Here is a 23,308-nt window from a genome sequence, read left to right as displayed (position 1 = left end):
ACATCCACCCGGCGCCCGGGGCGCCGGTCGGGCAGCGGGTGCCTACGTGAAGCTGAGGCCATCGGCCCGGGCGCGTTTGAGTTCGGAGAACGCCTGGCAGCCGGCGAGCAGGCGGACTCCGTCGAAGACGCGCAGGGCGTCTTCTCCGCGTGGGATCGAGGAGAGTACGGGGCCGAAGAAGGCCACGTCGTCGACCACGATCGTCGGGGTGCCGAGGTCCTCACCCACGAGTTGCCGCGCGCGGGCGGTGCTCGCCCGCATCTGGTCGTCGACGTCGTTCCGGCCGGCGGCGTCGGCCAGGTCGGCAGGAAGGTCCACCTCGCCCAGGGCAGCCGGGATGACGGCGTCGAAGTCCTTGTTTCCTTCGTCGTGGATCCGCCGGCCGAGCGCGGGGTAGAGGCGGGCGAGGGCGGCGGAACCGTATCGGGTGCGGGCTGCCGTACACACCCGCGCCGGGCCCCAGGCCCGGTCGTTGAACGCCCGGTACCAGGGCTCCAGGTCGCGATGTTCGTTGACGACGGAGAGGCTCATCACCTCGAACCGCAGGGCGATCGGTCGCAGGTGTGCGACCTCCATGAGCCACCTCGAGGTGATCCAGGCGAACGGACAGGAGGGGTCGACGTAGGCCGTTACCACCGGGGCGAGCGCTTGAGGATTTTTATCTTCCACGGAAGAGGACTTTATCTTCCGTGGAAGCTATAGTGCAAGCGTGAACGAGGACCGGGTTGCCGACATCGTGGGTCAGTGGCGTCGTGAGCGACCTGACCTGGACCCCAGCCCGCTGTTGGTCATCGGTCGGATCCAGCACCTGGCCGAGGTGCTCGACGCTGCCCTGCGGCCGCCGTTCGCCGCCGCGGGTCTCGGCAACGGCGAGTTCGACATGCTCGCCGCCCTACGCCGGGAGGGCGAGCCGTACGCGCTCACGGCGGGTCAGTTGAGTGAACGGATGCTCGTCACCACCGGTGCGGTGACCAAGCGCGTGGACCGGCTGATCGCCCGGGGTCTCGTGGCGCGCTCGGTCTCCGAGGTCGACGCGCGCGGCAGGGTGGTGGGCCTGACCCCGTCCGGAGTGACGTTGACCGACCGACTCATCGAGGAGCACCTGGCGAACGAGGCGGCGATTCTTCGAGGCCTGACCGACGGCGACCGCAGGGCGCTCGAGCGCCTACTGGCGAAGTTGACGCGGACCGCGGGTTCTTGAGCGCGGCACACCGGAGCGCGTTCCCGGTCTCCGTGGTCCGGACGGTTCGGGCGGTGACGCCAAAGGGCGGCGGCGTGTCGTACCGGCCCCGGTGAGCCGCCGAAGGTGGTATCAATTCCCAAAGGTGAAGAATCCGGGCAAGGTCGGGCGGCGGGATGTCGACAGGCGCAGCAACGCTGCTTCGCAAACCGGAGCAGCCGCAGCGGCCGAGCCTCCTGGAACTCTTCTTCGACCTGGTGTTCGTCTTCGCGCTCAACCGGGTCTCCCATCGGCTCGTCGAGGACCTGACCGAGGGGCGCATGGTCGTCGCCGAGGTCGGCGAGACGTTCCTGCTGCTGATGGCCTTCCTGTCGCTCTGGTTCGTCACGGCGTGGGTCACCGATCTCTACGACTCCGAGCTGCCACAGGTCCAGTTCGTGGTCTACACGGCCATGCTCGGCGCCCTGATGATGGCGGTCGCGGTGCCGGAGGCGTTCGGTGCCGGGGGCCTGGTCTTCGCCGCCTCGTACGTGGCTGTGCACATCGTCCGTGGCCTCGTCATCGTGCCGGCGCTGCGCGGTCTGAAGGCGCAGAGTCGGGCGGCGGGGGTGCTCCTGTGGTTCTCGATGTCCGCCGTCCCGTGGATCGTCGGGGCGCTGCTGCCGGATACGGCGCGGACGGTGTTGTGGGCGCTCGCGCTCACCATCGACGGTACGGCGCTGCTGCTCTTCTACCCCGCCCCGTGGAACCTCTCCAGCCGACCGGGCTGGCCGGTGTCGGCGGAGTACATCTCCGAGCGGTACCGACAGTTCTTCATCATCGCGCTCGGTGAGCTGATCCTGACCACCGGATCGGCCTACAGCGATACGTCGTTCCAGGAGGGCGGCGCCGCCGCGGCGTTCGCCGTCTCGTTCGCCACGACCGTGCTGTTGTTCCGGGTGTACCTGTTCAAGGCGGGCCAGTTGCTACCCGGGGCGCTCACCGCGACCCGTCGACCGGCGCACCTCATCCGGGAGGCGTTCATCGCCCACATGCTCATGGTCGTCGGCACCGTCGTGATCGCCGTCGGCTACGAGATCGTGATCACCCATCCGTTCGGGCCCACCGATGCCTCCTGGATCGTCGCCATCCTCGGCGGACCGGTGCTGTTCCTGGCTGGACGAATGCTTGTCGAACACGCGGTGTTCGCGCGGGTGTCCCGCTCCCGGCTGATCGGCGCTCTCCTGCTGGTCGCCGTCGCGCCGGCGATGATCCTCGTCCCGCCGCTGGCTGTGGCCGGCACCGCCGTCGCCGTACTGGCCGGCATCGCCATCTCGGACGCGATACGCGCGATGGGCAAACCCCCCGAGCAGCCCTCTCCACCCGGCGTCGGCCGTTGACGGGAAGCGGTCGAGCCTTCCCCCACTATGATCCCATCTATGGCTTTTTGTCCGTTCGACTGGGCAGGCTGATGGCCAGGCGTTGGCGCTTCCGGCGGCGGACACGACCGGGGGATGAGGCTGCGCTGCAGGGCAGCGCTCTCCGGAACCCGAGCCGGACCGTGTCCTTCAGCGATGGCGTCTTCGCCATCTCCATCACGCTTCTGGTGCTGGAGATCCACCCGCCCGAGGACACCTCCCACCTCGGTCGGGGTCTGGTCGAACTGTGGCCCTCGTTCCTGGCGTACGTCTTGAGCTTCTTCCTGATCGCTTCGATCTGGACCAACCACCATGTCATTTTCGACCAGGTCGTCGCCGCTGATCGAGGGGTGCTCCTGCTCAACACCATGCTGCTGATGGCCGTGGCGTTCCTGCCGTTTGCGGCCTCCGTACTCGCGGCGGCCTTTCGCAACGGGGCGGGTGAGCCGCTGGCCGTGTTGTTCTTCGGGGGCTCGGCCGCCCTGGGCGCGATCTTCTTCAATGCCCTCTGGTGGTACGCGCTGCGGGCACCGAAGCTGTTGAATCCGCGGGTCAGTCCGCACGCGGGCAGGCTCGTGGGTAGACGCTTTCTGGCGGGACCGGTCCTGACTCTCCTCGGTGCGGCGGTCGGTACGGTCTCCCCCGCCGCCGGGCTGGTCATCTACGCCCTGATGATCCCCACCTTCTGGCTGCCCCTGCCCGCGCTCGAACCGGTTCTGCTCGACGACGAGGAGGATCGCTGACGGCGCCGGCAGGCATGAGGGCGCTGACCGGGCAACTGAACGATCCGCGCGACGGTCGTCAGCCGACCTGCCGACGACCGCCGCGCGGCTGTTCATGGGCTGGTGCAGGTTGGCGACGGGTTGGTCGGAGTACCCGAGCCGAGGAAGCCGAACGTCGTCGTGCCGCCCGGGGCGAGCGAGCCGTTGTAGGTGGCGTTGCGGACGGTCGCGGTCGAGCCGCTGGTGCTCAGGGTGCCGTTCCAGACCTGGCTGATGCTCTGTCCGTTGCCGAGGGTCCAGCGGACGGTCCACCCGTCGACGGCCGCGGTACCGGCGGTCACGGTCACCTCACCCTGGAAGCCCCCGGACCACGAGTTGACCGTGCGATACGTCGCGGTGCAGGCGGCATCGGAGGGCGGCGGGGTGGTCGGTGGCGGCGGCGTCGTTGGAGGCGGGGTGGTGGGCGGCGGCGTCGTCGGTGGTGGAGTCGTCGGCGTACCCGTGGTGGGTGACGGCGTTGGTTCACCCGGCGGCACCAGCGGGCAGGTGGCGCTGTACCGCGAGACGCCCCGGCTGTCCGCCAGCGGGCACAGGAACTGGGTGTAGCGCGTGTCGTTGTCGAGGAACGTCTTCAGCCAGGGGATCAGGAGGCGCATCTCGGTCGGGTTCGACCTGGTGAAGGAGAGGTGGTCGTTGCCGGCCAGCTCGGCCCAGGCATGTTCCACCGTGGCCGGCAGGCTGTTGTAGATGCCCTGGACGTACGAGGGCGTGACCGTCCCGTCGTTCTGGCCGGACAGGAGCAGGGTGGGCACCTGCGTGCTGGACATGTTGAGGTTGTTTCCGGGCGTGCCGGGCGCGAGACCGACCGCCGTCTTCAGGGTGGGTCGCCGCAGCGAGGCGAGCAGGGTTCCCGCGCCACCCGCCGAGTGGCCCATGACGCCCAGCCGGTTCGGGTCGACCCGGTTGCGGACCGGGCTCGTCCGGGTGAGGTAGTCCAGCGCGGCGAGCAGTTGGGTGGCCCGGGCGTCGGCGCCGTCGGTACGGCTGTTGGTCTCGATGCCGATCACCACGAAGCCGAAGGACGCCAGCCAGGGGCCCATCCAGGCCTCCTCGTTGGCGAACAGGGCGGAGTAACCGGGGACGATCGCGACCGCGCCCCAGGTGCCCAGGCTGGTGTCGGTGGGGTAGTAGACGTACCCGCCGTTGAAGCCGTTTCCGGCCGGCACGGTCGCCTGCGTCGTGGCGAACGGACCTCGGGTGGCGGCCACGCTGGCCAGGGTGGGGTCCGGGCCTCGCTGGTACGGGCTGTCCGCGACCGCCGCGTCCCGGGTCGCCGTGGCCAGCGCCAGGCCGAGGACCACCGCGAGTCCGGCCGTCAGCCACCGTGTCGGCTGCCTCATCGACGGCTCCACTGCTGGTTGGTCTGGCCGGTGCACGTCCAGAGGACGAGCTTGGTGCCGTTGCCGGTGCCCTGGTTGTAGGGGTCGAGGCAGAGGCCGGACTGTACGCCGGTGATGGTGCCGTTGGCGTTGACGTTCCACTGCTGGTTCGTTCCGCCGTGGCAGTCGTAGATGGTGACCTGGGTGCCCGGCGAGGTGCCGTAGCCGGCGGCGTCGAGGCACTTGTTGCCGTACGCCGTCAGGGTCTTGGTGGACGTGTAGGTCCACTGCTGGTTGGTGCGGCCGTGACAGTCCCACAACTGCACCTGGGTGCCGTTGGTGGTGGATGAGCCGGGGACGTCGACGCACCGGCCGGACAGCGTGCCCACGACGGTGGTGGTGGTCTGGCCGCCGCCGCTGCTCGGGTCGCCGATGCTGCCGGGGACCGACTGCAACGCGCTGTACCAGCGGGCGGCCATCTTGTCGTACCCGCCGGAGGTGGGGTGGATGCCGTCGATCAGGTCGGCGGTGGTGAGGGCGCTGTGCATGTCGACGAGGTGCACGCGCTTACCGGCGCTGACCTTGCTCTGAACGATGCCGGGGATGGCCGCGTTGAAGGTACGGACGGCGTTCTCCTGGTTGCTGTTGGAGAGCGGGATGAGCTGCGCGACGAACACCTCGGCGGTGGGCACGGTGGTGGTGATCCGGTCGATCAGCGTGGAGAGCCGGTTCGGCGCGGTGCTGACGTTGTAGTTCTGGAGGATGTCGTTGGTGCCGATGTGCAGCAGGACGGTCGCCGGTCGCTGGGTGTTCAGCCAGTTGACGATGTTCGCGTCGATCTGGTCGATCCGCCAGCCGGGATGCCCCTGGTGGTCGTGGTCGCCCAGGCTGGCTGGCCCGTTGAACTGCGATCCGACGAAGTCCACCGTGTACCGGCCGGTGACGAGCCGCTGCCAGAGTCCGATGCGGTACCCGCCGGGCACCTGCGTGCCCTCGGTGATGGAGTCACCGAGCGGCATCACCCGTACCCCACCGTTGGACTCTGCGCTGGCCGGACTGGTGGGCGCCACCACCCCGGCGATCACGACACCGAGCGCGGCGAGTGTCGCGAGCCATCGTGCCCTCGTTCGCATGGATCTCTCCCCTGGGTTGGTCGAGCTGGCCGAGGGCGTTGGCCGATCGGTAGGGCCGCCACGGGCAGCCGGCAACCTCGGGGGCCGGCGGACCGAGCAGCCGCCGGCTGCCGGGCGTGGCCCGGCTCGCGCCGATCGTCGGATCGGCACGGCGTTGCTGCCTCAGCACTGGGACGAGTGTGAGCGTTAACAGAGATGAGTGTAGATTCATTGGCCCGATCTGGTCTACCTCGACGGCACCGCGCCCTAGCTCGCCAGGGCGCGGGCGCGGAGCCGCCAGGTGTCGCTGAGCGTGATGCCGACCAGGACGCCCGCCGCGACAACCGTGACGAGGACGGGGTCGAGCATCACCAGCACGGGCGTCGCGCCCACCAGCAGCGCCAGCCAGGCCAGGCGCGACTTCGGTAGCTGGCCTAGGAGTACGTACTCGGAGTTCATCCGTCCGATCACGAACAGGACCGGTCCACCGACGATGAGGACCACCCAGCTCGCCGGAGTGCTCCGCAGGGGCTCGTGGAGTACCAGATCCACCCCCGCTGACGTGGCGATGACCCCGGTCACCACCACGGCGTAGACGTACGGCGCCAGGTACACCGATGCCCGTGGACGCGAGTGGGCCGACCGGTCGACGAGCTTGTTGCTCTGCAGCACGTAGATCTGCCAGAACAGCAGCGCCGTGAGGATCGCGGCGGCGAACGCGACGGCTCGGGCCGGGGTGTACGGAGTGCCGCCGAACGTCAGTGTGGTCATCAACGTCAGCTCGCCGAGCGCCAGGATCGCGATCTGCTGATAGCGCTCGCCGAAATGGACGCTCAACTGGCTGTACTGCTCCAGCGGTATCCGTCCGCGCAGTGGCGTCGGGTAGCGCAGTGCCGCCGCCAGGTAGTCGATCGCGAGCGCGACGACCCAGAGGCCGGTGCGCCAGCCCGGCGAGGCGATCCCGCCGGCGATCCAGAAAACGCCGGACACGACGAACCAGAAGAGGAAGCGCTCCTCCCGTGCGTGTGCCCGGCGTGGACGCAGCGCGACGATCAGCATGACTCCCCGGGCCAGGTGGAGGCCGACGTACGCGACGGCGAAGAGGAGGCCCCGCCCGCCGTAGGCGCCCGGTAGGGCGACCGCGATCAGGGAGACACCGACCACCGTGCCGACGACCACACCCTGGACCGCCCGGAGCTGCGGATCGTAGAACTCGGTGGTGTTCACCGTCACCGACCAGGTCCACCAGGCGGCCAACAGCAGGACGAGCCTCTGCCCCAGACCTCCCCAGGTGGGCTCACTGGCCAACTGCATCGACAACTGCGCGAACACGGCCACGTAGAAGACGTCGAAGAACAATTCCAGAAGGGTGGCCCGAGCCGACGAGCTGGGCTTTCGCCGTGGCCCGGTCGGGTCCGCCCTCGTCATGGGTACGCCGCTCCCGCCGTCTTCGTCCTCCACCACTACCGCGACGACGCCCGACGTCCGAACCCGGTGGCGTGCGGCACACGGCTACCAACGAGCGAGTCGGCGGAGAGATACCTGGAGGACATCAGCGCCGCACCGGTGCGGTGGTCCTGGTCACTGACCTGCGTGCCGGTCTGTGGCAGCGTGCAGGGCGACCGTCGCCGTACCGAGAGAAGGCCATGCTCCCCAGGACCGCTGAGTCGCACCCGCCGTCTCCCGTCGTCGAACTGGGCGACGTGACCTTCCGACGGAACGGCAAGCAGATCCTGCACGGCATCGACCTGACCGTGCGCGAGGGTGAGCACTGGGCGCTGCTCGGCCCGAACGGCGCGGGCAAGAGCACGCTGCTGGGATTCTGCGGCGCGCTGACCCACCCGACCTCGGGGACGGTACAGATCCTCGGTCAACGACTCGGCCGCGTCGACCTGCAACAGCTCCGCCGGTCGATCGGTCACGTGAACCCCCGTCATCCGCTGCGGTCTCCCCTGACGATCCGGGAGGTCGTCCTGACCGGGCTGGTCGGGTCGGTCGACCTGCCGCCGCGCTGGCAGCCGACCCCTGACGACCGAGACCGGGCGGATTTCCTGCTGGGCATGTTCGGGCTGGTCGACAGGGCCGACGAGCGCTGGCCCACCCTCTCCCAGGGCGAGCGGGGTCGTGCCCTGATCGTCCGGGCACTCATCAGTCAGCCGCGACTGCTGCTGCTGGACGAGCCCTCGACCGGTCTCGACGTCGCGGCCCGCGAACAGTTGCTCGAGACCATCGACCTGCTCCGCGAGACCCATCCCCGCCTCGCCTCGATCATGGTCACCCACCACCTCGAGGAACTTCCGGCGACGACCACCCACGCGATGTTGATCAGTGGCGGCAGCGTGGTCGCCGCCGGCCCGGCCGACGAGACGGTCACGACCGCGCAGGTCTCGGCGGCCTTCGCGCACCCCATCGAGGTACGGCACGAGGACGGGCGCTGGGCGGCCCGCGCCGGGTCCGTCCGGCGGGCGGCGGTCACCACCGGCTGAAAACCCATCTCCGGTACGCCTTCGGGGGTGAACGGTCGATCAGATGTGGCGGGATTTTGATCGCCGTACGGGCTTCGATCGTAAGGATGCGTGGGGGCGGATTCGCCCACCCCGAATCGGAGGAGTCCCATGCACAAGACCTCTCGATCCCGCTTCCGAGGACTCCTGGTCATCGGTGTGGCCGGTGCCCTCGCGGCGGCCGGTGCGGTGACCCATCAGGCGTCCGCCGCCGAGGCGCCCGCCCCGGCCGCGGTGGGCGCCGACGCCCGCCGGGTCGACATTCCGCGTATCGCCAAGGCGATCAAACCGCCGGCGGGCTCCCGGCCGGTCGGCGCGTACGTCGTCACCCAGGGGACGCAGACCTACACCTGCACCGGTGGCGTGTTCACCGGGGCCTCCGTGCCGGAGGCCCAGCTCGTCGGGACCGGCGGCGGGATCCACCACTTCAAGGGGCCGAGCTGGCAGTCCCTGCGCGACAACTCCCTGATCACCGCCAAGAAGACGGCGGAGAGCCCGCGAGCGGGAACCATTCCGGAGCTGCTGCTGACGGTGGACAGCCACAGCGGCACCGGCATTCTCAGCAATGTGGCGTACATCAGTCGGCTCCTGACCTCGGGCGGCGCCGCCCCGGCGGGCGCCTGCACGGACGGTGCCACGACGTCCGTGCCGTACGGCGCGGTCTACGTCTTCTGGGCGGCGAAGCGGTAACCCCCGGCGACGATCCCCCCAGCGCGACAACCGCTGGTACAGCAGGCTGTACTTTCCGCCGCGGACGCTGCCGAGGGTGCCCACTGTGACCTATGTTGACGCGGGAGGTGGGTGGCGATGGCGTACGTGCGAGGCCGGTTCCGCGCCGCCGTCGACGCCCTCGAACACCTCGTCGGTGGGCTCGGCACCGCCCTGCTCGCGTTGGGCGCGCTGCTGTGGGCGGTGGTCGTGGCGCTGATCTGCCTGACCGGGCTGGGGCGGCGGTTGGTGCCGGGCGCCTTGCGGACGGTGCGCTCGGTGGCCGATCGGGAGCGTGCCCGACTGTCCCGCTGGGGTACGCCGATCCCCGCGCCGGGGCCGGTGCAGGAAGGGCTGCGGGAGGCGGTACGCGATCCGTTCGTCCGCCGGGAGGTCGGCTGGGCGACGCTCCACTCGGTCATCGGACTGCTGACGGGGCTGGTCGGCCTCGCCCTGCCGCTCAACGCCCTCCAGGAAACGACCTTCCCGCTGTGGTACCGGCTGGTCGCACCCGAGGACGGCGCTCCGGGGTTCGTATGGTGGCGTATCGACGGGTTGTCCGAGGCGCTCCTGGTGGGCCTGCTCGGGGTGGGCTCGCTGGTCGCCGCGATCGGGCTCGGTCCGGCGCTGGCCCGTGTCCAGGCATGGCCGGGTCGGTTGCTGCTGCCCCCGCCACCGGGGATCGACCTGTCGCTGCGGGTTGCCGCGCTGACCGCCACCCGGGCCGCCGCGCTGGACGCCCACGCGCTGGAACTGCGCCGCATCGAGCGGTCGCTGCACGACGGAACGCAGAATCGGCTGGTCGCGGTCAACGTGTTGCTGGGGGCGGCGCGGCGGGCCGTGCGGCGCGACCCCGACCGCGCCGACGAGATCCTCGGGCAGGCGCAGGACGCGGCGGAACAGGCCCTCGGCGAACTTCGTACGGTGGTGCGGGGGATCCTGCCGCCCGTGCTGGACGACCGGGGCCTCGCCGGCGCGCTGGCGGGCCTGGCCGCCAGTTGCGCGGTGCCCTGCCGGCTCACGGTCGACGTGGCCGTCCGCTGCGCGGCATCGGTCGAGGCCACCGCGTACTTCGTGGTGGCCGAGGCGCTGACCAACGTCGTCCGGCACAGCGGTGCGAGTCAGGTGGACGTCGCCGTACGTCGTGAGCAGGGTCTGCTCCTGGTGACCGTCGAGGACGACGGGCGCGGCGGCGCCGACGAGGCATCCGGCTCCGGGCTCACCGGCATCCGCCGGCGGGTCGAGGCGTACGACGGGCGAATGACACTGACCAGCCCATCGGGAGGACCGACGAGGATGCAGGTGGAGCTGCCGTGCGGATCGTGATCGCGGAGGACGACCCGCTGCTGCGTGAGGGGTTGGCGCTGCTGCTGCGGGCGGAGGAGTTGGACGTGGTGGCCACAGCGGGTACGCCGGGCGAGCTCCTGGTCGCCGTCGACGAGCACGCGCCGGACGTGGCGATCGTGGACGTACGGATGCCGCCGACCCACACGGACGAGGGCATCGTGGCCGCGGTGGAGGCCCGGCGGCGTCGCCCCGGCCTCGCGGTGCTGGTCCTCTCGGCGTACGTGGAGCAGGCATTCGCCACCGAACTGTTCTCGGTGGGCGCCGTCGGGCTCGGCTATCTGTTGAAGGAGCGGGTGGGTCGGGTGGAGGAGTTCCTCACCGCGCTGCGCCGTGTCGCGGACGGCGGCAGCGTGATCGACCCCGAGGTGGTGGCCCAACTGCTGGCCCGCAACCGTCGGACGGACACGGCGCTGGCCGAGCTGTCGCCCCGCGAGCGCGAGGTGCTGGGGCTGATGGCCGAAGGGCTCGGCAACACCGCCATCGCCGAGCGGCTGTTCGTCACCGACGGCGCGGTGCACAAACACATCCGGAGCATCTTCGCCAAACTCCAACTACCGCCGGACGATCGCGCCGACCGCCGGGTCACCGCGGTACTGCGTTACCTGGACGGCGGGCAGCGGTAGCCCTCGCGCCGCCTGCCCGGGGCCCCGCGATCAGGGCACCGGGCAGGCGGCGGCGATCAGAGGGAGATCCGGTCGAACTTCTCCCAGGTGCTGATCGACGTCCGGTTGGCGATGAGAGGCTTGGTGCCCTTGCTCTCCGCCACCACGTACCTACCGTTGGCCGCGGCGCGCAGGCTGATCGTGCCGTCCGAGTTGTTGACGATGGTGAACTTCTCCCACGTGCTGACCTTGGTCCGGTTGGCGATGAGAGGTTTGGTCCCCTTGCTCTCCGCGCTCACGTAGCGGCCGTTGGACCGTGAGCGGAGCGCGACGTACCCGCCGCCGGCGCTGATCACGTCGAACTGCTCCCACCGGGCAACGGTGGTGCGGTTGGCGATCAGCGGCTTGGTGCCGGCGCTCTCGGCCACCACGTAGCGCTTGTTCGACCGCGAGCGGAGGGCGACGGGAGGCGCGGCCACCGGCGTGCTGGTGAGCTTGGTGAGAGCCGCGTACGTGCCGTTGAAGACGTTCTGGCTGTAGTTGCCGGGCTGGCTCGGGTTACCGGCGGCGTACTGCCAGATGGTCTCCGTGGTCCAACCCGCCGGCAGCGGCGGGCGAGCCGTGGTGTAGCCGGCGATGTCCAACGGGTTGGCACCGAACGACGCGTTCTTGCCGGTGCAGGGATTCCAGTAGTTGGTGTTCGTGTAGATCATCGGGGGCCGGCCGATGCGTGCCTTGACCTGGTCGGTGAAGGACTTGATCCAGCTCGACATCTCGGTCGGGGTGAGCCCGTAACAGGTGGGCGCCCCGCTCCAGTACGGCCACTCGATGTCGACCATCGGCACGAGGGTCTGACCGTCCTTGGCGAACTTGGCATTGTCGACGAAGAAGTTGGCCTCGTTGATCGGGTCGCGCTTGTCCGGCCGGGTGAAGTGGTACGCGCCGACGAGAAGTCCGGCGTCCTTGGCGGCCGCGTAGTCCTCGGCGAAATACGGATTGAGGTACGTCCTACCCTCCGTCGCCTTGACGTAGGCGAACTTGACGCCGCTGGCCGCGACGGCCGGCCAGTTGATCGGGCCGAGGTTGTGGTCGTGGCTGGAGACGTCGATGCCCCGGACCGTGTAACCCGCCGGGATGGCGGCGCTCTTGGACAGCGCGGAGCTGCGTGCGCCCGGGGCGATGCCGGCGTTCGCCCGGCCACCACCGTCGACGGACGGGTCGGCGGCCTGCGCCGGTTGCGATACGCCGAGGGCCGTACCGACCGCGAGACCGGCGGACATCAGCACGCAGAGCAGTCTTCTAGGCATGGTGAGGTGAGGTTCTCCTTGCTCGCGAGGTCGAATGACCGTCAGCGTGGGCCCGCAGAGTATCGCTTGTCGACAGTACGTCGCGCTGTCCGTTGAGCCGAAAACTGATTATCTTCCGTTTCCACTTTTCTGCCTTCGGTCCGCCGGTGATCGACCTGTTCGCGGTACGGGTGCGACAAGGGACAGGCATGCTCGTCATTACCGCGAAGGCACACCAGGGGGAACTCTTGACGGAGAACACGGCTGACGGGGAGCACAACCCCGGGGAGCTCCGGACGGTGCTGACCGTCGTGGCCGTCGGGATCGCGCTGGCCGTGGCCTTCGTGGCCTCGTACACCCTGGCATTGGACCGGCCACCGCCGAACCGCATCCCGACGGCGCTCGTCGGGGACGCGACTGCCGACGCGGCGATCGCGCAGGAGCTGCGCGCGCGCATGCGCGGCGCGCTGATGTACCAGAGCTTTCCGAACGCCGGAGAAGCCGAGCGCGCCATCGAGCGACAACAGGTCTACGCCGCGCTGGTGGTGGAACCGGGCAGGTCACGGCTCCTGGTCGCCAGCGCCGCCGGCAACACACTCGCCCAGATGCTGCGCAACGCCGCTCTACAGCTCAACGAGCAGGGCGGTCGAGAGCTGGTCGTGACGGACGTCCGGCCGCTGCCCGACACCGACCGTTCGGGTCTGGCCGCGTTCTACGTGATGATCGCCGCGACCCTGCTCGGCTTCCTGACCGCCCTGCAACTGCGGATCAACGTCGGTCGGCTGCCCCTGCGGACCTGGCTCGCCATCCTGGCCGGCCTCGCCGTCGTGGGAGGGATCGCGCTGGCGGTCACCGTGGGCCCGATCCTCGGGGCGCTCCCCGCGCCCCTGCCGGCCCTCTGGGGCACGTTGGCCGCCCAGATCGCCGTCACCGGCCTGTTCAGCACGCTGATGGTGATCCTCATCGGCCGGTGGGCGGTGGTCCCCACGTGGTTGATCTTCATCGCGATCGGTAACGCGGCCTAAGGCGGTGCCGTGGCGACCGCTCTGCTCCCGCAGCCGTACCGGACCATCAGTGTCATCCACCCGAACGGGCGTGTGATCGCCCTGTTGCAGACCACCTCGTACTTTCCCGAGGCGGTGTCCGTACGGCCCGCGCTCGTCGAGGGCGCGTGGCTCGTCGGCCTGCTCGGACTCGTCCTGCTCAGCGCGAGGTTGGTACGCGACGGCCCACGCTGGAGGTAGGGGGTCGCCGGACAGGGGCGCGGCCCCGGGTTTGGCCCCGCCGACCGGTAGGACAGCCGACGACGCAGCGGGCCCGGCAGGTTGCCGGGCCCGCTGTGCGATGTGGGTCAGGTCAGCGTTGCAGGGTGAGCAGGCCGGGTCGGTAGGGCAGGAGGCCGTAGTCGACGCCGTTGGAGGAGGGGGATCGGCCTTGGTAGAGCAGTTGGAGGTTGCAGGGGTCGACGGTGAAGGTCTGGTCGGCGCTGGTGCGGATCAACTCGCCGTGGCTGATGTCGTTGGTCCAGGTGGCGCCGCTGTTGGCTTTGCCGGCGAAGGGGTTGCTCTCGGTGGCGGCCTGGGGGGTCCAGGTGCCGTTGAGGCTGGTGGCGGTGAAGGAGCGGAAGTAGCGGCCCTGGCTGCCGATGGCTTCGACGATCATGAGGTAGCGGTTCTGGCCGCGGAGTTTGTACACCTGGGGTGCTTCGAAGAGGTTGTTGGTGGTGTCGCTCATGATGGTGGTGTAGCTGGAGCCGAAGCTGGCGGGGAAGTTCCCGATGGGCATGCTGGCGCGGTAGATCTTGCCGTTGTCGCCGGCGAAGAAGAGGTACATGTTCTGGTCGTCGGCGATGAGGGTCTGGTCGATGGGGCCGGTGCCGGAGCCGGTGATGCTGCCGGTGAACAGGGTTTGGGCGGCGGACCAGCCGTTGGGGTTGGTGGGGTTGGTGGAGGTGCGGTAGGAGAAGGCGGGGCCGCCCCACTGGTAGGCCAGGACCCAGATGTTCTTGGGTGCGAAGTAGAACAGGGTGGGTGCGACGGTGCCGCTGTTCATGGTGTTCTGGCTGGCCGAGGCCATCTGGGACCAGTTGGTGAACAGGCCGAAGTTCATCGAGCCCCACGACGAACCGAAGTCGTGGGTCGTGGCGTAGACCAGTTGCTGGCCGTTGTAGGGGGCGACGGTGAAGTCCTTGAGTGACACCCAGCCCGACTTCGGCTGCGCCAGCGCCCCGGTCGACGACCACCGGTACGACGACGGCAGGTTGCACGTGGTCGGCGGCGGAGTGGTGGGTGGCGGCGTGGTGGGTGGCGGAGTGGTCGGCGGTGGGGTCGTGGGCGGCGGCGTGGTCGGCGGTGGAGTGGTGGGCGGCGGCGTGGTGGGTGTCGTGCCGCCGTTGCAGGTCACCCCGTTGAGGGCGAAGCTCGTCGGTGCCGGGTTGCTGCCGGTGAAGGAGCCGTTGAACCCGAACGAGGCCGTGCCGTTGGTCGCGATCGAACCGTTGTAGCTCACGTTCCGCGCGGTCACCGCCGCCCCGCTCTGCGTCAGGGTGGTGTTCCACGACTGCGTGATCGTCTGCCCGGCGCTGTACGACCAGGTCAACGTCCAACTGCTCACCGGATCGCCGAGGTTCGTGATCGTCACGTTGGCGCCGAAGCCACCCGGCCACTCGGACGAGACGGCGTAGTTCACCGAGCAACCCGCCGCCGCCGCGCCGGCTGGCAACGCCACGGCAACCGTCGCCGATGCCAGTAATGCGACACCGGCCGAGACGACCCCGAGATTCGTAGGCCTGAATATGGTCATCGAGCACCCTCCTGACGGGACGGCGGCCTCCACATTCGTGGGAGTCATTGTTAGGTGAGCGTTAACAGCCGCGTCCGGTATGTTACGGGAGCGCTCCCAAACCATCAACCTCGATGTCTTGCGGGCTCGTGGGTGGTCCCGCCGACCTGCTGACCAGCGCTTCTTCAGTCAACTTCGGTTTCCGGCCGGGCAGGGGGCGGGCACCGGCCACTGCGGGCCGGGTGGTCGACGGAGCGGGTGATGAGGTGCCGGCGCTGTTATCGATAACATCCGCCGTTACGCCACTTCGTACTCCAGCATGAGGACGCCGGTGCTGGTTGGCGTGCAGCCGGCGAGCCGCAGCGGGCGCGGCCGCTCCGACTCCGGGAACAGACGCTTGCCCGAACCGAGCAGGAGCGGGTGCAGGAACAGGCGGTACCCGTCGACCAGGTCGTTGGCGATGAGCTCCCGTGCGAGCACCCCGCTGCCGAGCACGGCGACGACACCGTCGCCCCGGGACTTCAGGTCCGCGACCGCGGGAGCGAGGTCTCCGTCCAGACGCCGGGCGTTCGACCAGGTGAGGTCGGTCAGGGTACGGGTGGCGACGTACTTCGGCGTCGAGTTGAGGTGTGCGGCCATCGGGTTGACGTCCGGCTGGCTCGGCCAGTAGCCGACCATCTTCTCGTACGTCCTGCGGCCGAAGAGGTATGCCGTGGTGGACCGGAGCCCCTCCACCGCCGCGGTCGCCTGGGTCTCGTCGAAGTATGGCGCTGCCCAGCCACCGTGCTCGAACCCGCCCGCACGGTCCTCGTCGGGAGAGCCCAACCCCTGCATGACCCCGTCGAGCGTCAGGAACTCGACCACCACCAACCTGCGCATGAGCAAACCCTCCGGTGCGGCGGGCGGCCTGTTGCCTGCCCGCTCCCCCTCTACACGAACGAGGGGCGGCCGGATCGACAGCCGAAGCCGGATCGATGCCGCGAGCGTGCGGCCGAGGTGGACCCCGGTCAGTCGCCCGGGCGGTCGGCTTCCCGGAGGTGAGGCGCCCGATCCACCTCAAGTAATTTGCGCACGTCAGATTCCCGGAAGCGGCGATGACCGCCGGGAGTCCGGATGCTCTCGATCCTGCCCACCACCGCCCATCTCGTGACGGTCTTCGGGTCCACCCGCAACAGCGCAGCGACCTCGAAGGGCTTCAGCAGGCGATGTTCGGCGTCCACACGGATCTCCTCACGATGGAGCACCTGGACGCGGAATTGCGGGATCTGGACACGGCACCCTCTAGCAGCCACAGCGTGGTCGACCTGCGTCGTGGTAGGTCGCTGACCTATCGACATCGAGGTTAACGTGGTCGGGCCGCCCGACGGAGATTGCGTTACGACAGGAAACGTCTCGCTCGTGGTCGTGCGGTACGAAAAGCGCAACGTCTCGCGGAGCCCTGGCGTGTCGACGCGCTGGGGTTTTCCGACGGCACGGGGAACGTCACATCCACAGGTTCGCCGAATCGTTTCGCTCGCGCAGCGTAAACGACGGAGCGACTCCAAAGGTTGCTCGGTAGCTGGCGGTGAAGCGGCTGTGATTGGCGAATCCCCATCTGGCGGCAATCTTCGCCACGCTTGTCGTGGCAGGGTCCGCGGAAATCAGTTCGCGGTGCGCGTACTCCAGCCTGACCTTTCTCAGGTATGCCATCGGAGTGGTGTCCAGATGGCGCCGAAAGGCTACCTGTAGGGCGCGGATGTTGATGTGCGCCGCCGACGCGATGTCGCTGGCGTTGATGTCGCGGTGCGCGTTGTTGTCGATGAACGAAACGGCTCGGCGGAGAGAGCGGGAGTGCGCGTCACGACGGTCCTCCGGTGTGGGAGCCCGGAGGGCGTTGTTCGGGAACGCCATCAGGCTCGTGACGACGAGCAGGCGGACCGCCGCGCCGGCGACCAACGGCTCCTGGGCCGACGCCGTGCCGAAGATGCCGTGCCGCACATAGCGGTAGGCGGCGTTCCAGTTGTCCGCGTCCTGCTGGGTGTGCGGCCGCACCGCGGTGAACTGGATCGGATCGGGATGGCGGCCCGGGGGTGAGTCGGCTACCAGGGCGTACAGACCCTTGGGGATGATCGCGAGGTCCACGTCCACGTCGGCGAGAGTCGCGGTGAACGCCTCCGGCAGTGCGGCATGGATTGCGTCGCCCGGCGCGCACCGCGTATCGCTCAGGCGGTCGCGGTAAGCGACCTTTCCACCGATGACCTGGCCGAACGGTAGCGAGGCCATCGGCTCCGCGTCGATGTCCACCCGCATGGTGAACATGCTGCGGTGCAGCTCTATCGGGCCGAGGGTCTCCTGAGTCAGGCGCAGCCTGTGGTGCTCGCCGTTCCTGGTCATTCCTACGGCCCGGTAGGTGCTCTTCAACGTCTCGTAGATCTCGTCGAGATCGGTTGAGTCGAAGGAATGGGTCATCGTTGGCTCCTTCAGCCCGTAAGGCTGACGCCGGTCGAGACTGCTCAGGGGTAGCCATCCGAATTTCCGGGCCACAAGTGGCCGCACGCAACTTCCAGGCAAAACCAACATACAGCAGGCGGGACGGTTTTGGTCAATGCGGAACGCGGCCACCTTAAAAATGAGTAGGTGTCACCTTCCGGCCTGTTGGCGAATCTGCAAATTCGACGCACCGGATCGGTGCGAGGCGTTGCGTTCCGCGAGGCAGCACCCCACGTCGAACAACGCTTTTTGTCCTAGCCGGCGTTCCCGAGGGTTGATCGAATTGGTTCGACCATTGATGTCGCTGCGGGGGCGTCGCGGCCGAGCCGACACCCTCCCCGGTCTCACTGGAGCCGATCAACCGGAATTCAGAGCCAGACCACGATGCCGGTCAGGTCGTTGAGTACGGCGGCCACGCCCGCGCGGATGGCGGCGGCGCAGCGCTCGGCCGTGAACGAGCCCGCGTCGTACGTCGAGGACATGCCGAGCCCTTCGCCGCGGAACGACGCGCCCTCCCAGTCGACGGCGGTGACGTTGTGCGTGGGCTCGGCCAACTCGGCGCCCACGACCAGGAACTTCTCGTCCAGGTGGTTCGGCGTGACCAACGCCAGCGGGTCGATCAGGTCGTTGCCCACGCTGACGATGAGGTCCGCGTTCATGCCGATCGCCTTGCTGATGCCCGGGACGGCCTCGTGCGGGTCGCCGACGGCGACCGTGCGGAGGTCGACGTCCTCGTCGTCGGCCCAACTCCGTACCGCCGACACGAGGGCCCTGGTGGGCGCGTCCGTGCCGGCGGTCAGCAGCACCACCCGGTAGCCCTTCGGCGGGTGTACGTCGGCCCACGATCCGGGCCTCGGCGTGATGGTCGACTCCGGCGCGGGCGTCGTGGCGGTGTCGACGAATCCCGGACCGAGCGTGCCGACGGGGCTCGGCGTGGGGTGCGGCTGGGACCAGTCCTCGCCGGAGTCGCAGCCGGCGAGGAGTGCGGCGGTCGTGGCCAGCAGGGCGACGGCCCGAAGCGGGGGGCGCAAGGTGTTCGTCCTTCTCCGATGACTGAGGCAGGTGGGGTACGACTCGTATTCCTATCCCAGATCCGGCGGCCCACGATCCACGAGCGGCCACTCGGGATATTTGTTCTCCATCGGTTCGTCGGCGGGCGGGTTCTTGTTCACCCGCGACGTGCAGCGTGCACTGGCCAACCGAGGGGAACCGCATGCTGGGGCACATCCGCCGTACCGTTGTCGTCGCCGTTGTCGCATTCGCGGCGACGGTGCTTCCGTTTCTCAGCGGGGGTGTGGCGTTCGCGCACGGCTTTTCGTCGACCGTCTACGCGAAAATCTCCGCCGGAGACGAGGGTCACATCCGAACCGAGCTAGGGCTCGAATACGACCTCCTGGTGGTGTCGGCCGCCGACTCCGGTGACGATGATCCGCTCTTTCGGGTCGGAACCGCCGCCTTCGAAGCGGGTGACCCGGACGCCCAGGCCGCCGCACTGAAGGAGCACGCTCCGACGGTCCTGCGCTACGTCGCCGACCGGCTCACGGTGAGCGTCCGTGGCGCGGCCTGCCGGCCCACCCAGGTGGGCGACGCCACCGTCAGCGGCCGTGACGGTGTGCCGTACGCGAACCTGCTGCTCGACTGGACCTGCCCCGAGCGGGTCGCCGAGCACGAGGTGCGCAGCGCTCTCTTCCCGGACGACGAGGCGTACGTCAAGGACACCAAGACGATCGTCACCTACCAGATCGACGGCCGGTCGGGCAGCGCCGCGCTCGACGCCGCCAACCCGTCCTTCTCGACCGCCCAGACCGCCTACCAGCGGTTCGGTGAGTTCTTCCTGCTGGGAGCCGAGCACCTGCTGTCCGGCATCGATCACATCCTGTTCCTGCTGGCGCTGATCGCCGGGTCGCGGCGTCTACGGGAGATCGTGCTCGCGGCCACCAGCTTCACCCTGGCGCACTCGGTGACGTTCCTGCTCGCCGCCCTCGGCCTGGTCGACGTGCCGGGCCGGATCGTCGAGCCGGTCATCGCGCTGTCGATCGCCGTCGTGGCCGGCTGGCACCTGTGGGGGATCTGGCGGCGCGGCGACCACGCGACGGACCTGGAGACGACCGGGCGCGGCCACCTCAGTCTGGATCGCCGGGGGTGGATCCGCCTCGGCGTCGTCTTCTGCTTCGGCCTTGTGCACGGGTTGGGCTTCGCGGGCGCGCTCGGCATCGACGAGGCGTGGTCCTGGACGTTGCTGTGGTCGCTGCTGGTGTTCAACGTGGGTATCGAAGTCGTCCAGTTGGCGATTGTCGCCGCCGTCTTCCCGCTGTTGTTCGTGCTGCGCCGCCGTGCGCCGAAAGCGGGTCTGTGGGCGACCGGTGCGGTTTCCGCAGGGGTGTCCATCATGGGCCTGATCTGGTTTGTTCAACGCGTCACCGGTTCCTGAGTACGGCTAACCAGTTCGTGAAGTGCAGCCGCTCGCAAGATCACGTTAATGATCGGTTCACCGGCCGGCGAAAGCTTGGATTCGCTTCCCCCTTCCCGGGGGAGAACAATCCATTTCTCTATTCGAAAAGGGAACAATGTCGATGACATTGAGCACCTCGACACGGGCCGCCGGGCTCGTGCGGCGGCGCGTTGTCGCCGGGGTCGTGGCCGGATTCCTGGGAGTGGGCGCGGCCCTCGGTAGCGGTGTGCTGACCGCCGCCAGCGCCGCGGACCCCACCACGGTGTCCGGCATCGTCCTCGGCGTCGGCGCCAACGAGACCCAGCGCATCGTGTCCTGGTACTCCTCGGCCGACACCGCCCAGAAGATCCAGCTCGCCCCGACCGCCGAGATCGTCAACGGCGAGTTCCCGGCCAGCGCGATCAGCTTCGACGCGGTCGGCGCCGCGAACACCTCCACGACCGGCTACAACCGGCACGCCACGATCAGCAACCTGCGTGAGAACACGGCGTACTCGTACCGGGTCGGTGCCGAGGGCAGCTGGTCGCCCACGTATGCCTTCAAGACGCGGGACTTCGAGGGCGACTTCGACTTCCTGTTCTTCGGCGACCCGCAGATCGGCGCCTCCGGCGACGTCGCACGGGACCGGGCCGGCTGGGCGGAGACCCTGAAGGTCGCCACCGCGGCGAACCCGAACACCGAGCTGCTGGTCTCCGGCGGTGACCACGTCGAGTCCGCGAACGACGAGGCCCAGTGGGACGCGTACCTCTCCCCGGATCAGCTCCGGCAGTACCCGACGGCCGCGACCATCGGTAACCACGATGTCGGCGGCAAGTCCTGGGAGCAGCACCACTTCACCCCGAACACGGACCGCTCGGCCCAGTACTACAACGGGGACCAGGCGACCCGCTCCGGCGGTGACTTCTGGTACATCTACAAGGACGTGCTGTTCATCGACCTGAACAGCAACAGCTACGTCAACCCGACCGACGGTTCCCTCGGCGGCGACGCGGCACACGTCGCGTACGTCTCGGACATCGTCAAGAAGCACGGCTCCGAGGCGAAGTGGAAGGTGCTGGTCTACCACCACTCCATCTACTCGGCGGCGAGCCACTCCACCGACGCGGACAACAAGAACCGCCGCAAGGACTTCACGACCGCCTTCTCCGATCTCGGCATCGACATGGTGCTGCAGGGTCACGACCACGTGTACACCCGCAGCTACTCGATCAAGAACGGCCAGAAGGAGAACCCGGCCGAGAAGCCGGGCGCTGCCGACGTCTTCCCCGGCCCGGGCGGCGTCATCTACGTGACGGCCAACTCGGCCTCCGGCTCGAAGTACTACGACATCAAGAAGCCGGACGGCTCCGGCACCGGCGTCGAGGGCCTCGGCCCGGACCCGCTGAACCCGAGCAACTACTGGTTCAACTCGGTGGAGAACCAGGAGCACGTCCGCAGCTACGTCAAGGTGCAGGTCAAGGCCGACAAGCTGGTGCTCCAGAACGTCCGCAGCGGCACCTGCGCGGCCCCGAACGCGGCCGTCGAGAAGGGGCTGTCCTGCAGCAACACCGCCGAGGGGCAGCCGGTCGGCTCGATCGTCGACAACACCACGATCCACCCGTACCACGGTGACGGTCAGGCCATCCAGGTCAACGTGCCCAACCCGGCGCCGGGTGAGTTCGGCTGGACCATCGACGGCTACAACGGCCTCGTCGACCTGGGCACCGCGCAGGAGCGCAACGGCACCTACTTCGAGGCGACCGGCAAGATCAACCCGATCCTCGTGTCGGACAGCCGTCGCTCGCTCGCCCCGTGGTCGATCTCGGCCAGCGTCGGCGACTTCTCCGACGCCGACAAGACCTTCTCCGGCTCGTACCTGGGCTGGACCCCGTACGTCCTCGACGCCGGCGCGGGCGCGGCGGCCGGCGCTCCGGTCCTGTCGTCCCTCGACGACCAGGGCAAGGGCCTCTCGGTCTCCAGCGGTCTGGGCGCGGCCGAGCAGGGCCACCCGCGCGGCGGGGCCAAGCTCGGTGCTGACCTGGACCTGAAGATCCCGGACAGCATCGCGAAGGGCAGCTACCGCACCACCCTCACGATCACTGCCCTGAGCAGCTGATCGAGCCTGTTCCACCGGGCGGGGCAGGCATCTTTCGGGGCCTGCCCCGCCACCGGTTCACCCACCACCAAGATCACTTCGAGGACCTGAGATGCGACCGTCCGTAACGCCCTGGAAGACACTCCTTCGTACGACCGTGCTGTCCCTGCTCGCCGCCGGCGCGGCAGCCGGCGTCGGCGGCGGCCCCGCCCTGGCAGCCGACGGCAACGTCGCCTGGACGGTCCGTACGGCGTCCAACAGCTACGGCGAAGCCCGGTCCAGCTACAGCTACAACGTCAATCCCGGCGGAACCGTCGAGGACGCCATGGTGGTCGCCAACCGTGGCCCGGCTCCCCTGACGCTCGCCGTGTACGCCGCCGACGGCTTCACCACCGACGCGGGGCAGCTCGACCTGCTCACCCGGGACCGGAAGTCCGTGGCGGTCGGCGCCTGGGTCCGGCCGAGCGCCGGCAGCGTCGTGATCCAGCCTGGGAAGACCGCGCAGGTGCCCTTCACGATCGCCGTTCCGGCCAACGCCACGCCCGGTGACCACGTCGGCGGGATCCTGACCGCGCTGACCCAGACCGACCAGGCCGAGGGCATCAACGTGGACCGCCGCCTCGGCATCCGGATCACGTTGCGGGTGGGCGGCGAGCTGAAGCCGACCCTCGGGATCGAGAACCTCCACGTCACGTACGACGGATCGTCCAACCCGGTCGGCAGGGGCGACGCGGCCGTCTCGTACACGATCCACAACACCGGTAACGCCGCCCTCTCCGGGAAGCAGTCGGTGTCGGTGTCGGGCCCGTTCGGCGTCCTGCGCGCGCGGGCCGGTGACATCGCCGCGCCGCCGCAGTTGCTCCCGGGCGAGAGCTGGGACGTGACGGTGCCGGTCCACGGTGTCGCGCCCACCGTCCGGCTCGCCGCGACCGTCACCGTCACTCCGCTGCTCACCGACGCGTCGGGCTCCATCACCCCGCTCACGCCCATCGAGGCGACGGCGCACGGCTGGGCCCTGCCGTGGACGCTGGTGTTGGTGCTCGTCGTGCTGATCGCCGCCGTCGTCGGCGCGTACCTGTACCGCCGCCGCGCCCGGACAGTGCGCAGGACGCGCGAGGACGCCCGGGTGCGCGACGCCGTCGAGCAGGCGCTCCGGAACCCCCGGCCGCAGACGTCCTGACCATCCGGGCCGGGCGGCAACCCACCGGTAGCGCGGCCGGTCGCCCTTGTGGGTGAACGGCACTCGGCACCGGCTCCGACTCGTCTGCGAGCCGGCATGCTGCGACGGTGACGCC

At 69.1% G+C, this 23,308-nt stretch carries 22 protein-coding genes; 12 read left to right on the top strand and 10 right to left on the bottom strand.

Annotation, left to right across the window (positions count from 1 at the left end):
* Window positions 1-42: 42 nt before the first annotated feature.
* The gene (locus ACQPZK_RS30600; protein WP_433536189.1) at window positions 43-576 is read right to left on the bottom strand and encodes a mycothiol-dependent nitroreductase Rv2466c family protein; all 534 of its coding nucleotides are present in this window, start codon (window positions 574-576) and stop codon (window positions 43-45) included.
* A gap of 133 nt (window positions 577-709) precedes the next feature.
* Between ACQPZK_RS30600 and ACQPZK_RS30595 the strand changes: the two genes are divergently transcribed.
* From ACQPZK_RS30595 to ACQPZK_RS30585, 3 genes are all read left to right on the top strand, one after another.
* A complete protein-coding gene (locus ACQPZK_RS30595) occupies window positions 710-1,201 on the top strand; it encodes a MarR family winged helix-turn-helix transcriptional regulator (protein ID WP_433536188.1) in 492 nt (163 codons plus the stop codon).
* Between the two features lie 155 nt (window positions 1,202-1,356).
* Window positions 1,357-2,559, top strand: coding sequence for a low temperature requirement protein A (locus ACQPZK_RS30590; RefSeq protein WP_433536187.1), 1,203 nt, complete (start codon window positions 1,357-1,359; stop codon window positions 2,557-2,559).
* Between the two features lie 161 nt (window positions 2,560-2,720).
* Window positions 2,721-3,320 carry a TMEM175 family protein gene (locus ACQPZK_RS30585; protein WP_433536186.1) on the top strand — a complete coding sequence of 200 codons (600 nt, stop codon included), beginning with the start codon at window positions 2,721-2,723 and terminating at the stop codon, window positions 3,318-3,320.
* Between the two features lie 92 nt (window positions 3,321-3,412).
* Here ACQPZK_RS30585 and ACQPZK_RS30580 read toward each other — a convergent pair whose 3' ends face one another.
* From ACQPZK_RS30580 to ACQPZK_RS30570, 3 genes are all read right to left on the bottom strand, one after another.
* Entirely contained in the window at window positions 3,413-4,699 is a 1,287-nt protein-coding gene (locus ACQPZK_RS30580; RefSeq protein WP_433536185.1) for a cellulose binding domain-containing protein, read from the bottom strand.
* Window positions 4,696-5,811, bottom strand: a complete 1,116-nt coding sequence (locus ACQPZK_RS30575) for a ricin-type beta-trefoil lectin domain protein (protein ID WP_433536184.1) — start codon at window positions 5,809-5,811, stop codon at window positions 4,696-4,698. Before ACQPZK_RS30575 ends, ACQPZK_RS30580 begins: the two co-directional genes overlap by 4 nt.
* A 246-nt stretch (window positions 5,812-6,057) precedes the next feature.
* On the bottom strand, window positions 6,058-7,218 hold the full coding sequence (locus tag ACQPZK_RS30570) for a low temperature requirement protein A (protein ID WP_433536183.1): 1,161 nt from the start codon (window positions 7,216-7,218) through the stop codon (window positions 6,058-6,060).
* A 275-nt stretch (window positions 7,219-7,493) separates the two neighbouring features.
* On the opposite strand from ACQPZK_RS30570, the gene ACQPZK_RS30565 reads away from it, so the two are divergent.
* The 4 genes from ACQPZK_RS30565 to ACQPZK_RS30550 all read left to right on the top strand — a co-directional run bounded on the left by ACQPZK_RS30565 (window position 7,494) and on the right by ACQPZK_RS30550 (window position 10,972).
* Window positions 7,494-8,276, top strand: coding sequence for an ABC transporter ATP-binding protein (locus ACQPZK_RS30565; protein ID WP_433536182.1), 783 nt, complete (start codon window positions 7,494-7,496; stop codon window positions 8,274-8,276).
* A 129-nt stretch (window positions 8,277-8,405) separates the two neighbouring features.
* Entirely contained in the window at window positions 8,406-8,984 is a 579-nt protein-coding gene (locus tag ACQPZK_RS30560; RefSeq protein ID WP_433536181.1) for a DUF3455 domain-containing protein, read from the top strand.
* Between the two features lie 117 nt (window positions 8,985-9,101).
* On the top strand, window positions 9,102-10,328 hold the full coding sequence (locus tag ACQPZK_RS30555; RefSeq protein ID WP_433536180.1) for a sensor histidine kinase: 1,227 nt from the start codon (window positions 9,102-9,104) through the stop codon (window positions 10,326-10,328).
* Window positions 10,316-10,972 (top strand): response regulator, encoded by a 657-nt coding sequence (locus tag ACQPZK_RS30550; protein ID WP_433536179.1) that lies wholly within the window; start codon window positions 10,316-10,318, stop codon window positions 10,970-10,972. The genes ACQPZK_RS30555 and ACQPZK_RS30550 overlap by 13 nt, the downstream gene beginning before the upstream one ends.
* 56 nt (window positions 10,973-11,028) lie before the next feature.
* Here the strand turns inward: ACQPZK_RS30550 and ACQPZK_RS30545 are convergent, their stop codons facing one another.
* Complete coding sequence (locus ACQPZK_RS30545; protein WP_433536178.1) at window positions 11,029-12,258, bottom strand: GH25 family lysozyme; 1,230 nt, start codon at window positions 12,256-12,258, stop codon at window positions 11,029-11,031.
* Between the two features lie 227 nt (window positions 12,259-12,485).
* Between ACQPZK_RS30545 and ACQPZK_RS30540 the strand changes: the two genes are divergently transcribed.
* Both ACQPZK_RS30540 and ACQPZK_RS30535 read left to right on the top strand, forming a co-directional pair.
* Window positions 12,486-13,262: a hypothetical protein gene (locus ACQPZK_RS30540; RefSeq protein ID WP_433536177.1), complete on the top strand. Its 777-nt coding sequence runs from the start codon at window positions 12,486-12,488 to the stop codon at window positions 13,260-13,262.
* A 9-nt stretch (window positions 13,263-13,271) separates the two neighbouring features.
* Window positions 13,272-13,481, top strand: a complete 210-nt coding sequence (locus ACQPZK_RS30535) for a hypothetical protein (protein WP_433536176.1) — start codon at window positions 13,272-13,274, stop codon at window positions 13,479-13,481.
* A gap of 112 nt (window positions 13,482-13,593) precedes the next feature.
* Here the strand turns inward: ACQPZK_RS30535 and ACQPZK_RS30530 are convergent, their stop codons facing one another.
* From ACQPZK_RS30530 to ACQPZK_RS30510, 5 genes are all read right to left on the bottom strand, one after another.
* Entirely contained in the window at window positions 13,594-15,039 is a 1,446-nt protein-coding gene (locus tag ACQPZK_RS30530; protein WP_433536175.1) for a non-reducing end alpha-L-arabinofuranosidase family hydrolase, read from the bottom strand.
* A gap of 276 nt (window positions 15,040-15,315) precedes the next feature.
* Window positions 15,316-15,897, bottom strand: coding sequence for a dihydrofolate reductase family protein (locus tag ACQPZK_RS30525; RefSeq protein ID WP_433536174.1), 582 nt, complete (start codon window positions 15,895-15,897; stop codon window positions 15,316-15,318).
* Between the two features lie 128 nt (window positions 15,898-16,025).
* Window positions 16,026-16,238: a BldC family transcriptional regulator gene (locus tag ACQPZK_RS30520; protein ID WP_433536173.1), complete on the bottom strand. Its 213-nt coding sequence runs from the start codon at window positions 16,236-16,238 to the stop codon at window positions 16,026-16,028.
* Between the two features lie 262 nt (window positions 16,239-16,500).
* Window positions 16,501-17,466 carry a helix-turn-helix transcriptional regulator gene (locus tag ACQPZK_RS30515; RefSeq protein ID WP_433536172.1) on the bottom strand — a complete coding sequence of 322 codons (966 nt, stop codon included), beginning with the start codon at window positions 17,464-17,466 and terminating at the stop codon, window positions 16,501-16,503.
* 389 nt (window positions 17,467-17,855) lie between these two features.
* The gene (locus ACQPZK_RS30510) at window positions 17,856-18,518 is read right to left on the bottom strand and encodes a hypothetical protein (RefSeq protein ID WP_433536171.1); all 663 of its coding nucleotides are present in this window, start codon (window positions 18,516-18,518) and stop codon (window positions 17,856-17,858) included.
* 182 nt (window positions 18,519-18,700) lie between these two features.
* Between ACQPZK_RS30510 and ACQPZK_RS30505 the strand changes: the two genes are divergently transcribed.
* The 3 genes from ACQPZK_RS30505 (at window position 18,701) to ACQPZK_RS30495 (ending at window position 23,193) form a co-directional block, all read left to right on the top strand.
* Window positions 18,701-19,918: a HupE/UreJ family protein gene (locus ACQPZK_RS30505; RefSeq protein WP_433536170.1), complete on the top strand. Its 1,218-nt coding sequence runs from the start codon at window positions 18,701-18,703 to the stop codon at window positions 19,916-19,918.
* Between the two features lie 142 nt (window positions 19,919-20,060).
* Window positions 20,061-22,034 carry a fibronectin type III domain-containing protein gene (locus tag ACQPZK_RS30500; protein ID WP_433536169.1) on the top strand — a complete coding sequence of 658 codons (1,974 nt, stop codon included), beginning with the start codon at window positions 20,061-20,063 and terminating at the stop codon, window positions 22,032-22,034.
* Between the two features lie 91 nt (window positions 22,035-22,125).
* Entirely contained in the window at window positions 22,126-23,193 is a 1,068-nt protein-coding gene (locus ACQPZK_RS30495; protein WP_433536168.1) for a WxL protein peptidoglycan domain-containing protein, read from the top strand.
* Window positions 23,194-23,308: the final 115 nt, after the last annotated feature.

Source organism: Micromonospora sp. CA-249363 (genome assembly GCF_050950185.1).
Classification (GTDB): Bacteria; Actinomycetota; Actinomycetes; order Mycobacteriales; family Micromonosporaceae; genus Micromonospora.
This window is presented reverse-complemented; position numbering and strand designations above follow the sequence as displayed.